This is a genomic window from Pseudomonas sp. IPO3747 (assembly GCF_013385245.1).
GTDB classification, from domain to species: Bacteria; Pseudomonadota; Gammaproteobacteria; order Pseudomonadales; family Pseudomonadaceae; genus Aquipseudomonas; species Aquipseudomonas edaphica.
In genome coordinates this window covers 22,638-32,882 of sequence record NZ_JACAQL010000017.1, presented here as the reverse complement: position 1 = coordinate 32,882, position 10,245 = coordinate 22,638, and the positions used below count along the sequence as shown (strand labels likewise).

Genomic DNA, 10,245 nt, shown 5'->3' with positions numbered 1-10,245 from the left:
CGCAGGCGGCCATTCACCGCGCAATCAAAGCCCCGGGCACCTGAATCACCCTACTCGCCAACCGATGCCCGGCCAACGCCGCCTGTTCAGGCGAGCCGCCCTTGAGCCGACTGGCCAAATACGCCGCACTGAACGAGTCCCCCGCCGCCGTCGTATCCACCACCTTCTCGACCTTCAGCGCCGGCACCGCAAAGCGCTCGCCATTACAACGGATCAAGCACGCATCCGCCCCGCGCTTGAGCACCACTTCTGCAATCGCCGGGTACGCCGCGAACACCTGCTCGCTGTTGGCATAACCAAACAACGCGCGCTCGTCATCCTCGGTCAGCAGGGCGATATCCACCTCGGCCAACACCTGGTGATACGCCGCGCGCGCCGCGTCGACACTCGCCCACAGGCGCGGGCGATAATTGTTGTCGAACAACACCTTGCCACCGCGCCGGCGCGTTTCGATCAGGGTTTGCAGCAAGCGCTCACGCCCGACTTCACCCAGTACCGCCAGAGTGATGCCGCTGAAATACACCACGTCGTAGTCCGGCAACGCCGCCAGGATCGGCTCGGCTGCCGGCGTGGTAAAGCAGTCGCGCACAGCGGCTTCGTTGCGCCAGTAGAGGAATTTGCGTTCACCGTTGGCGTCGGTCTGGATGCAGTACAACCCCGGTAGACGCCCGGGCAGGCGCTGGACCATGCCCAGGCCAAGGCCTTCGGCGGTCCATTGCTGGCACATGGCATCGCTGAAACTGTCATCGCCCAGGGCGGTCACGTAGTCGACCGTGCCAACGGTGCCCAACTCGCGGCGCAGGTACACCGCCGCGTTCAAGGTGTCGCCGCCGAAGCTCTGTTGCAGGCTGCCATCGGCGCGGTGTTGCAGTTCGATCATGCATTCGCCGATCAGGGCGATGCGCGGGTTTGTGTTCATGCCTTGGGTCTCTCGGTGTGCTGGAGGGCCTCATCGCAGGCAAGCCAGCTCCCACAGTTGGAATACATTTCAACTTCAAATGTGGGAGCTGGCTTGCCTGCGATAGCCACGACGCGGTCTAGAAGCAGGTATGCAAGGATTCAACGACCTGCAACCGCTCATCCACCAGGCAACCCACCTGCCACTTGTCAAAGGTCAGGCACGGGTGCGAAGTACCAAAGGAGATGATGTCGCCGATACGCAACTCAACCCCCGGCGCCACGCTCATGAACGCGTGCTGGTCCATCACCGCCGTGACTTTGCACGCGGTTACATCATCGCCTTCAGCCGGCACAATCCCGGCCTTGTAGCGCTTGAGCGGCACCGGCAAACCGGCGTCGTAGGCCACGTCGCGCTTGCCCAGGGCAACCACCGCAAAGCCAGGCTCGGGCATCGATTGCACGTGTGCCCAGACTTCCAGGGCCGGGCGCAGGCCTTCGTTGAGGTCGCCGCGACGATCAAGCACGCAGCACTGCGCTTCTTTGTAGATGCCATGGTCGTGGGCCACATAGCTGCCGGGGCGCAACACGCTGAGGAAGCGCCCGGCGGCGTTTTGCGCTTCGAACGACTCGGCGATCAGGTCGTACCAGGCCGACCCCGAGGCGGTGATGATCGGCTTGGGCAAGTCGAACGAGCCATTGTTTTGCAGGTCCACGGCCAGGCGCACCAGGCTGGCGGCGAAGTCACGGATGCCGCTGACGGCGTGTTCGCCGTGGATCACACCTTCGTAGCCTTCAATACCCGTCAGGGCCAGGGCCGGTTGGGCCTTGATTGCCTTTGCCAGCTCGCGCACTTCCTGCTCGCTGCGGCACCCGCAACGGCCACCGACCACACCGTATTCGATCATCACGTTCAGGCGCAGGCCACGGGCGGCGAAAAACAGCCCCAGGTCAGCGACGTTGTCCGGATGATCAACCATGCAGTGAAAGTCAAAATGCGGGTCCGCCAGCAGGTCGGCGATCAGCGCCATGTTCGGCGCGCCCACCAGCTGGTTGGCCATCAATACGCGGCGCACGCCACCGGCATAGGCGGCGCGGGTCTGCACGGCGTTGGCCAGGGTGATGCCCCAGGCGCCCGCCTCGATCTGACGCTGGAACAGCGCCGGCATCATGCTGGTTTTGCCATGGGGCGCGAGCTCTGCACCGCTGTTGCTGACAAATGCCTGCATCCAGCGGATGTTGTGTTCCAGTGCATCGCGGTGCAGCACCAGGGCCGGCAGGCTGACGTCACGGACCAGATGGGCGCCAATGGCAGCGGCGCCTTTTTCAACGGCATTGAGGGCAGACATGAAGTACTCCTATTCGTTGATACGCCGGGCCAGGTTATTGGCGCTGTCGATCAACACCCGGCGATAGTCGTTGTAGTTTTTGGTCGCATCGGCGCGCGGTGCAACGATGCACAAGGTCGCGATGCTGATGCCCTGCGCGTCCCGCACCGGGGCGGCAAAGCAATGGGTGAAGGTGTCGGCCACGCTGTCGAAGGAGAAAAACCCATCGAGGGTGGCTTGACGGATTTGCGCCAGGAAGGTTTCCAGCGGCAGGCGCTGGCCGTCCGGTAGGATAAAGTCGTCGTAGTCGATCAGGTCGATGATCTGCTGGTCGCTCAAGTGCCCCAGCAACAAGCGCCCGGAAGCGGTCCAGGGGATTGGCGCGTTTTCGCCGATGTCCGAGGAGATACGAAAATGCCGCTCGCCTTCGCGCATCAGCGCCACCGTGTATTTGCGCCCGTTAAGCAGGCACATCTGCGCGGTTTCATGGGTCTGGCTGACGATCTCCTGCAAGGCGTGGTCGGCCTCGCGGGTCAGGTCGAAATGGCGCAGGTGCGCCTGGCCGAGAAAGTACAGCTGGCGGCCGAGGTAGACGTGACCGTCCTTGCCCACCGTTTCCAGAATGCGCCGCTCCAGCAACGACGCGACCAGTTCATAGACGGTGGATTTGGGGCTGCCGATGCCGCTGGCAATATCATTCGGGCGCAGGGGCTGGCCGATCTCCTTGAGAAAATCGAGGATATCGAATGCACGGTCCAGTCCTTTGGCGCGGCGTTTGATGGTGTCTTCGGTCATGGCAGTCGTCGATCCGGTCATAGTGGTAATGCTGCACAGTGATACCCTGTGGGAGCGGGCTTGCCCGCGATGGCGGTGGTTCAGTTACCCAGGGCTGCCTGACACGCCGTCATCGCAGGCAAGCCAGCTCCCACATTGGATTTCAGTGATCTCAAGAGAGGGGCATTTAGCCTTTTTTCTTGTAGGCCACGCAATCGATCTCGACCTTGCAGTCCACCATCATGTTGGCCTGCACACACGCGCGTGCCGGGGCGTGTTCCGGGGTGAAGTATTCGCCGAACACTTTGTTGAAGCTCCAGAAGTCCCGTGGGTCTTCCAGCCATACGCCGACGCGCACCACGTCTTTGAGTTCGTAACCGGCCTCCTCCAGAATCGCCACCACGTTGCGCATGGTCTGGCGGGTTTGCTCGATGATGCCGCCGGTGATGATTTCACCGTCTACCGCCGGCACCTGGCCCGACACGTAGAGCCAGCCGTCAGCTTCCACGGCGCGGGCGAAAGGTCGCGGCTGGCCACCACCGGCGGTGCTGCCGGCGCCGTAACGAGTAATGCTCATAAAAATTGCTCCTGATTAAAAACGAATGTTCTTCAAAAATTCCGCCAGGCGCGGCGATTGCGGGCGTTCGAAGATGTCTTTCGGCGCCCCCTGCTCTTCAATGCGGCCCTGGTTCATGAAGACGATCTTGTCCGACACTTCATAGGCAAAGCGCATTTCGTGGGTGACCAGCAACATGGTCATGCCCTCTTCCGCCAACCCCTTGATCACACTGAGCACTTCGCCCACCAGTTCCGGGTCGAGGGCCGAGGTGACTTCATCAAACAGCATCAGGCTGGGGTTCATGGCAATGGCGCGGGCAATCGCCACGCGCTGTTGCTGACCGCCGGAAAGTTGACCGGGGAAGTGGTTGCGGCGTTCCAGCAGACCTACGCGGTCCAGCCATTTTTCGGCCAGGGCCACAGCCTCGTCCTTGCCCATCTTCTTGACCTTGAGCAGGCCAAGGGTGACGTTTTGCAACGCGGTCAGATGCGGAAACAGGTTGAATTGCTGGAAGGCCATGCCGGTCATCGCACGGTGCTGGGCAATCACCCGCTCGGGGTGACGCACACGTTTACCGGCGATTTCGCTGTAGCCGATGGACTCGCCGTCCAGGCTGATCTGCCCGCCCTGGAACTCTTCGAGCAGGTTGACGCAACGCAGCAAAGTGGTCTTGCCCGAGCCGCTGGAGCCGATCAACGTCACCACGTTGCCGCGCTGCATGGACAGGTCGACGCCCTTGAGCACTTCGACCTGGCCGTATTGTTTACGCAGGCCGCGAATGTTCAGCAGCGGTTGGTTGGTTTGAGGTTGGTTCATGGCAAGGCCACCCGCTTTTCAATGTAGCGACCGAATAACTCGATGGCGTAGTTGATGACAAAGAACAGAAACCCGGCGAACAGGTAGAACTCCAGGGTCATGAAGGTACGTGCGATGACTTGCTGGGTGCTGAGCAGCAGTTCGGCCACGCCGATCACCGAGAGCAAGGTCGAGGCCTTGACGATTTCGGTGGAGGAATTGACCCAGGTCGGCAGGATCTGGCGCAACGCCTGGGGCAACAGCACGTAGGTCAGCGATTGTTTGAACGTGAGCCCAATCGCCTTGCCCGCTTCCAATTGCCCACGGGGAATGGCTTGCAGCGCGCCGCGCACGATTTCCGCCACGTGGGAGCCGCAAAACAGCGTCAACCCGACGGCGCCGGCCTGGAACGCGCTGATCTGCCAACCGAGCGCCGGCAGCATGTAAAAACACGCCAGCACCAGCACAAACACCGGCGTACCGCGCACCAGGTCGACGTACAGACGAAACGGCGCGCGCATCCAGAACTTGCCGTAGGTGAGGATCAACCCGGCAAAGATACCGATCAGCGTGCCAAAGATAATCGCCAGCACCGAGCAATAAATACTGGTTTGAAACCCCGCCCAGAGCGTATCCCGGGCGATCCACAACTCATGCAGCCAGCTTGGGGACTCGTACATGCAAACCCTCCTTAACGACGGATCGCCAGACGCTGTTCCAGGTAACGGAGCAGCATGGCAATGAAGTAACAGGCCGCCACGTAGAGCGCGGTCGTGACCATCCAGGTTTCAATCACCCGGTAGCTTTCGACGTTGATCTTGCGGGCGTAGTAGGTCAGCTCCGGCACCGCAATCGCGGCCGCCAGCGACGTGTCCTTGAACAGCGAAATAAAGTTGTTCGACAGGGCCGGCAACACGTTGCGCAGCATCACCGGCACGGTGATGTAGGCGCGGATTCGCCACTCACCCAAACCGATGGCCAAGCCGGCTTCACGCAAGCCCTTGGGAATATTCAACAGCCCGGCGCGGAACACTTCGGTCAGGTAAGCACCGGCATACAGCGACAGGGTGATGATGAACGAGGGGATCTTGTCGAGCCGGATCCCCAGTGTGGGCAAGGCAAAGTAGATCAACAGGATCAGCACGAGGATCGGCGTATTGCGGATCACCGTCACATACACCGAGGCGAAGATTCGCAACGCCCGGTGCTTGGACAGCATGGCAAACGCCATCATCAGGCCGATCACGCAACCGATGGCGATCGACAGCAAGGCCAGTTCGAGGCCCAGGCCGAGCCCCGCCAGCAAGCTGGGGAAATCACGCCACACGGCGGCAAAGTTCAACTGATAGTTCATGGTCGGCAGTACCTGCTCGGGGCGCCGTCAGCGACGCCCCAGGATTTACGATTTACTTGAACTCAACCGGGAAACCGATCGCAGGTTCTGGCAAATCCACACCGAACCATTGCTTGAACGAGGCTTTGTAGGCCGGGAATTCCACGCCGGTCATGGCTTCATGCAGCGCGGTGTTGACGAAGTTCAGCCAGTCCTGATCGCCGCGCTTGACCGCGCACGCGTAGGTTTGCGGGCTCCAGGCGTAGGTCGGGCTGCGGTAGCGGCCCGGGTTTTGCACCATCAGGTACTTGACCGAGGACTGGTCGGTGGCGGCGGCATCGGCACGGCCGGAGTTCACCGCCTGGTACATCAGGTCGACGCTGTCGTACTGGTCAACCTTGGCCTTTGGCAACGCCTGGTGCACCAGCTCTTCGGCATACACGTTTTGCAGCACGGCCACGGTCACGCCATCGCCCGCCGCTTGCAGGTCTTCGATTTCCTTGTATTTGCTGTTGTTCGGCAGCAACAGGCCCACACCTTCGCGGTAGTAAGGCAGGGTGAAGGCAACCTGCTGTGCACGGCTGGCGGTGACGGTGATGAACTGGCAACTCATGTCGACCTTGTCGGTCAGCAGGTTGGGAATACGCGCGTCAGAGGACTGCACCACAAACTCGACCTTGCTTGGGTCGTTGAACAAACCTTTAGCCACGATTCGGCCGATGTCGATATCAAAACCCTGCAACTTGCCATCCGCTCCCTGGAAGTGCCACGGCGCATTGGTACTGCCTGTACCCACAATGAGATGCCCACGTTTGAGCACATCATCGAGCTTGCTGTCCGCCGCGTGCACAACGCTTGCGAGGGAAGCCGATGCGGCGAAGAGAAAAACACACGCTTTAAACACGGAAGGTCGGTGATGCATGACAAGCACTCCAGGAGTTGTGTATTCCGCTATACCGGAACTTGGTATGTAACAACGGAACAGACAGCAGAAAGTGTGCCACACGCGCTAACGGAAAAAAATGTCAGGGATAAATTCTTTTTAAATCATATGGATAGTTAACTGGCCAGGACGCGGCGTTACGCCACCCTTTCGAATCGGCTTGCTACCCAAGACCCCACACACCGGTGACAACCCTCAATCGAGTGCGCCAGAACAGTGTTACCGCGCACCCTTGCAGTGCGCGCGCCATGGATGCGTGAGCATGTCTACCTGTGAAGGTTGACAGTAGACGGCCCTGCCCGGCAGTTCTAGCGTATGTACCCAACGTCTATGAGCGGGCACGCAAGGAAATCCTATGGGCATTGCAAGCATGACTTACAGCGATCTGGAGGACTACGAGGCGCAACTGAAAAAATATGCGGCGGCCATCGTGTTATTCACTCATCCCGATTGCCCGGGCTGCGTTGGACTCGACAAGAGGTTCGAGACCATCGCCAAACAATACGCTGGCCCTGTAACAGCACTGATCGTGAATACCGACCGAAATCCGAGGGTGCCCAGCGTATCGGGCACCCCGGCGACGCTGGTGTACCAGTTTGGCAAGGTGCAGGAGCAGCTTGTTGGCCGCCCCTTAGACGCTGATGCGTTTTTCAGCGACCTGTTTGAGGATTATTCATCAAGGGAAATAACAGCACCTGTATGACCCGACGCTCCTCAACCGCCGCGACGGTCAAGCGCCAGCCCTCATGCTCCAGGCTATCACCCACCACGGGCAGGCGGTCGAGCAGGCTCATCACCAACCCGGCGAGGGTTTGATAGTCCTGGGTTGCGGCAGCCTTGAAGCCGGTACGCTGGCGCACCAGGTTAAGGTTCAAGGCGCCATTGGCGCGGTAGCCCTCGCCCTCCTCGACAATATCCGGCCCTTCGATTTCGCTGGCGTCCGGCAACTCACCGGCGATGGACTCAAGGATGTCGGTCATGCTCAACACGCCCATGAAGTCGCCGAATTCGTTGATCACGAACGCAATGTGAGTTGACTCCTGGCGCATTTGCTCCAGCGCGTTCAGGATCGAAAAGCTCTCCAGCAAATTGACCGCCCGGCGCGCCAGGTGCTCAAGGTTAGGCTCATTACCGGCCAGGTACTCCTTGAGCAGTTCCTTTTTGTGCACAAAACCCAACGGCTCATCCACAGCGCCGTTGCGGATCAACGGCAGGCGCGAATAGGACGAATGCATCAGTTTTTGCCGGATGGTGTCGGCGTCGTCCGCCAGATCGATACAGTCGACCTTGGCCCGCGGCGTCATCAAGGTACGGATCGGCCGCTCGGCCAATTGCAGCACGCCGCTGATCATCACGCGCTCACGTCGATCAAACAGCGGGCCTTGGCCTGCATCCGGCTCGCCCAGCAGGTCAGCAACGTCGTCATCCACGCCCTCTACCGCCAAACTGCGGCCACCGAGCAAACGCATCACCGCATGGGCGGTACGCTGGCGCACGGGCAAGGTGCCCTGCGCCGACTTCTTGCGACGGGCGCGGGCAATCTGGTTGAACAGCTCGATCAGGATCGAGAAACCAATCGCCGCGTACAGGTAGCCTTTGGGAATATGGAAGCCCAGGCCTTCGGCGGTCAGGGCGAAACCAATCATCATCAAAAAGCCCAGGCACAACATAATGACCGTCGGGTGCGCGTTGACGAAACGGGTCAGCGGCTTGCTCGCCACGATCATCAGGCCGATGGACACGATCACCGCGATCATCATCACGGCCAGCTCATCCACCATGCCCACGGCGGTAATCACCGCGTCGAGGGAGAACACCGCGTCGAGCACCACGATCTGCGCCACGATCGGCCAGAACATGGCGTAAGCCACATTGCCCGTGCGCTGCGCCACATGGCCTTCAAGGCGTTCGTGCAACTCCATGGTGGCCTTGAACAACAGGAACACACCACCAAACAACATGATCAGGTCACGCCCAGAGAAGCTCTTGTCGAACACCTCGAACAGCGGCTGCGTGAGCGTCACCAACCAGGAAATACTCGCCAGCAGGCCCAAACGCATCAGCAACGCCAGCGACAAACCGATCAACCGCGCACGGTCGCGCTGCTCCGGCGGCAATTTGTCCGCCAGGATCGCGATAAACACCAGGTTGTCGATGCCCAGCACCAGTTCCAGCACAATCAAGGTCAACAGGCCGAGCCAGGCCGTTGGATCCGCTAACCATTCCATTTAATAGAGTCTCTTTAAAGTTTTCAGAACGCCGGACACGGCAAGGCGCGGTCAGTGGACCGGGACAAGGTTAGCAGTCGGAATACGGGATGCTTCAGCGGGAACAGCGACAGTGGGTGCCTTGGGGAAAGACGACTGGGAGGCTCCGAGAGGGTGTTCATGCAAGTCCTGCAGTGAGAAAAGGACTTGAATCGTACAGTCGAAACTCAAATTTCCCACACTGCAAAACTATTACAAAATCTGTAAACCCAACACATAACCCCTGTGGGAGCTGGCTTGCCTGCGATAGCATCACCTCGGTGTTACTGAAAGACCGAGTTGTCTGTATCGCAGGCAAGCCAGCTCCCACAGTTTTTGACCTTTGTACATTCAGGACTTACGCGTCGCATCATCCAGCGCCAGAATCGTGTGCGCATTCGTCACCGTGGTCGCCAACGTATTAATCACCCCCGAGCGCAACGCGCCAAGCGTCGCCGCCGCCTTGGTGTTCTCGCTGGCAATCGCCACCACATCCGGGATGCGAAACAACTCCTGCACGGTCAACCCGATCACCCGACCTTGAATCGCGTTGACCGCCGGCTGGCCGTGGATGTCGATAAAGTCATACCCCATCATGTCGCCCACCGTGCCGGACAAGCGCGCCTGGGCGATCTCCTGCGGCGAGAACCAGCCCATGCGCACCATGTTGCTGTTCTCGCTCATGTCGCCAATACCGATCAGCGCGATGTCTGCACGCCGCGCCCGATCAAGGGTTGAGCGCACGGTGTCATTGTTGATCAGCACGCCGCGCAATTCCGGGTTGGCCACCAGTGCCGGCGCATACAGACTTTCACTCTCGCCACCAAAACGCAGGGCCAGGCGTCGGCAGATATGGTCGGGGTTCATGTATTCGCCCGCCTTGAGCGAACCACCAATCGCGCAGACAAATGTGCAGTTGCGCGTCACCGGCAAGAACACGTTGTCGGCTACCGCGCCAACGTTACGGCCCATGCCGACGGCGACGATCATGCCGTCGCTCAAGGTTTTGTTCAGGTAATTGGCCACCAGGCTGGCGACGGCCGAGCGCTGGGTGTCGGGTTCGCTGTGGTCGACCGCGATCAACGCGCGGTCGAGCTTGAAGCGCTCCACCAACGCGCGCTCCAGCTCGTTGTTCATCGCCGGGTGCTGCAACACCCGCACCTCGACAATTCCTTCATCGCGCGCACGCTTGAGCAAGCGGCTGACTTTGGCCCGCGACAGGTCGAAGCGCTTGGCAATGGCCTCCTGAGTGACGTTCTCAAGGTAATAGAGCATCGCCACTTCGGTCATCTGATCGATATCGCTGGCAATGCGCTGGGTACTGTCACTCATGGGGACGGGCTTCCGTTTCGGCGTCAAAAACCCATTCT

At 60.2% G+C, this 10,245-nt stretch carries 11 protein-coding genes; 1 reads left to right on the top strand and 10 read right to left on the bottom strand.

What is annotated here, in order from left to right; genetic code table 11:
* Positions 1–13: 13 nt before the first annotated feature.
* From HX790_RS20410 to HX790_RS20375, 8 genes are all read right to left on the bottom strand, one after another.
* The gene (locus tag HX790_RS20410) at positions 14–919 is read right to left on the bottom strand and encodes a sugar kinase (protein ID WP_176992019.1); all 906 of its coding nucleotides are present in this window, start codon (positions 917–919) and stop codon (positions 14–16) included.
* Positions 920–1,037: 118 nt separating this feature from the next.
* On the bottom strand, positions 1,038–2,246 hold the full coding sequence (locus tag HX790_RS20405; RefSeq protein WP_176992018.1) for an amino acid deaminase: 1,209 nt from the start codon (positions 2,244–2,246) through the stop codon (positions 1,038–1,040).
* 9 nt (positions 2,247–2,255) lie between these two features.
* Positions 2,256–3,020 (bottom strand): IclR family transcriptional regulator, encoded by a 765-nt coding sequence (locus tag HX790_RS20400; RefSeq protein ID WP_017135913.1) that lies wholly within the window; start codon positions 3,018–3,020, stop codon positions 2,256–2,258.
* A gap of 166 nt (positions 3,021–3,186) precedes the next feature.
* Positions 3,187–3,576 carry a RidA family protein gene (locus tag HX790_RS20395; RefSeq protein WP_010210958.1) on the bottom strand — a complete coding sequence of 130 codons (390 nt, stop codon included), beginning with the start codon at positions 3,574–3,576 and terminating at the stop codon, positions 3,187–3,189.
* 15 nt (positions 3,577–3,591) lie between these two features.
* On the bottom strand, positions 3,592–4,374 hold the full coding sequence (locus HX790_RS20390) for an amino acid ABC transporter ATP-binding protein (protein ID WP_017135914.1): 783 nt from the start codon (positions 4,372–4,374) through the stop codon (positions 3,592–3,594).
* Positions 4,371–5,033, bottom strand: a complete 663-nt coding sequence (locus HX790_RS20385; RefSeq protein WP_017135915.1) for an amino acid ABC transporter permease — start codon at positions 5,031–5,033, stop codon at positions 4,371–4,373. Before HX790_RS20385 ends, HX790_RS20390 begins: the two co-directional genes overlap by 4 nt.
* An 11-nt stretch (positions 5,034–5,044) precedes the next feature.
* Positions 5,045–5,707: an amino acid ABC transporter permease gene (locus HX790_RS20380; RefSeq protein ID WP_017135916.1), complete on the bottom strand. Its 663-nt coding sequence runs from the start codon at positions 5,705–5,707 to the stop codon at positions 5,045–5,047.
* Between the two features lie 52 nt (positions 5,708–5,759).
* On the bottom strand, positions 5,760–6,608 hold the full coding sequence (locus HX790_RS20375) for a transporter substrate-binding domain-containing protein (RefSeq protein WP_017135917.1): 849 nt from the start codon (positions 6,606–6,608) through the stop codon (positions 5,760–5,762).
* Positions 6,609–6,984: 376 nt separating this feature from the next.
* Between HX790_RS20375 and HX790_RS20370 the strand changes: the two genes are divergently transcribed.
* The gene (locus tag HX790_RS20370) at positions 6,985–7,332 is read left to right on the top strand and encodes a co-chaperone YbbN (RefSeq protein WP_176992017.1); all 348 of its coding nucleotides are present in this window, start codon (positions 6,985–6,987) and stop codon (positions 7,330–7,332) included.
* Here the strand turns inward: HX790_RS20370 and HX790_RS20365 are convergent.
* On the bottom strand, positions 7,280–8,857 hold the full coding sequence (locus HX790_RS20365) for a TerC family protein (protein WP_017135919.1): 1,578 nt from the start codon (positions 8,855–8,857) through the stop codon (positions 7,280–7,282). The genes HX790_RS20370 and HX790_RS20365 overlap by 53 nt on opposite strands.
* A 369-nt stretch (positions 8,858–9,226) precedes the next feature.
* Positions 9,227–10,207: a sugar-binding transcriptional regulator gene (locus HX790_RS20360; RefSeq protein WP_017135920.1), complete on the bottom strand. Its 981-nt coding sequence runs from the start codon at positions 10,205–10,207 to the stop codon at positions 9,227–9,229.
* Positions 10,208–10,245 lie beyond the last annotated feature (38 nt).

Excerpts from the sequence above, each read along its gene's own strand:
- HX790_RS20365 (WP_017135919.1), bottom strand. The coding sequence starts at position 8,857 with ATGGAATGGTTAGCGGATCCAACGGCCTGGCTCGGCCTGTTGACCTTG.
- HX790_RS20370 (WP_176992017.1), top strand. The coding sequence starts at position 6,985 with ATGGGCATTGCAAGCATGACTTACAGCGATCTGGAGGACTACGAGGCG.
- HX790_RS20380 (WP_017135916.1), bottom strand. The coding sequence starts at position 5,707 with ATGAACTATCAGTTGAACTTTGCCGCCGTGTGGCGTGATTTCCCCAGC.
- HX790_RS20390 (WP_017135914.1), bottom strand. The coding sequence starts at position 4,374 with ATGAACCAACCTCAAACCAACCAACCGCTGCTGAACATTCGCGGCCTG.
- HX790_RS20375 (WP_017135917.1), bottom strand. The coding sequence starts at position 6,608 with ATGCATCACCGACCTTCCGTGTTTAAAGCGTGTGTTTTTCTCTTCGCC.
- HX790_RS20385 (WP_017135915.1), bottom strand. The coding sequence starts at position 5,033 with ATGTACGAGTCCCCAAGCTGGCTGCATGAGTTGTGGATCGCCCGGGAT.
- HX790_RS20400 (WP_017135913.1), bottom strand. The coding sequence starts at position 3,020 with ATGACCGAAGACACCATCAAACGCCGCGCCAAAGGACTGGACCGTGCA.
- HX790_RS20410 (WP_176992019.1), bottom strand. The coding sequence starts at position 919 with ATGAACACAAACCCGCGCATCGCCCTGATCGGCGAATGCATGATCGAA.
- HX790_RS20405 (WP_176992018.1), bottom strand. The coding sequence starts at position 2,246 with ATGTCTGCCCTCAATGCCGTTGAAAAAGGCGCCGCTGCCATTGGCGCC.
- HX790_RS20395 (WP_010210958.1), bottom strand. The coding sequence starts at position 3,576 with ATGAGCATTACTCGTTACGGCGCCGGCAGCACCGCCGGTGGTGGCCAG.
- HX790_RS20360 (WP_017135920.1), bottom strand. The coding sequence starts at position 10,207 with ATGAGTGACAGTACCCAGCGCATTGCCAGCGATATCGATCAGATGACC.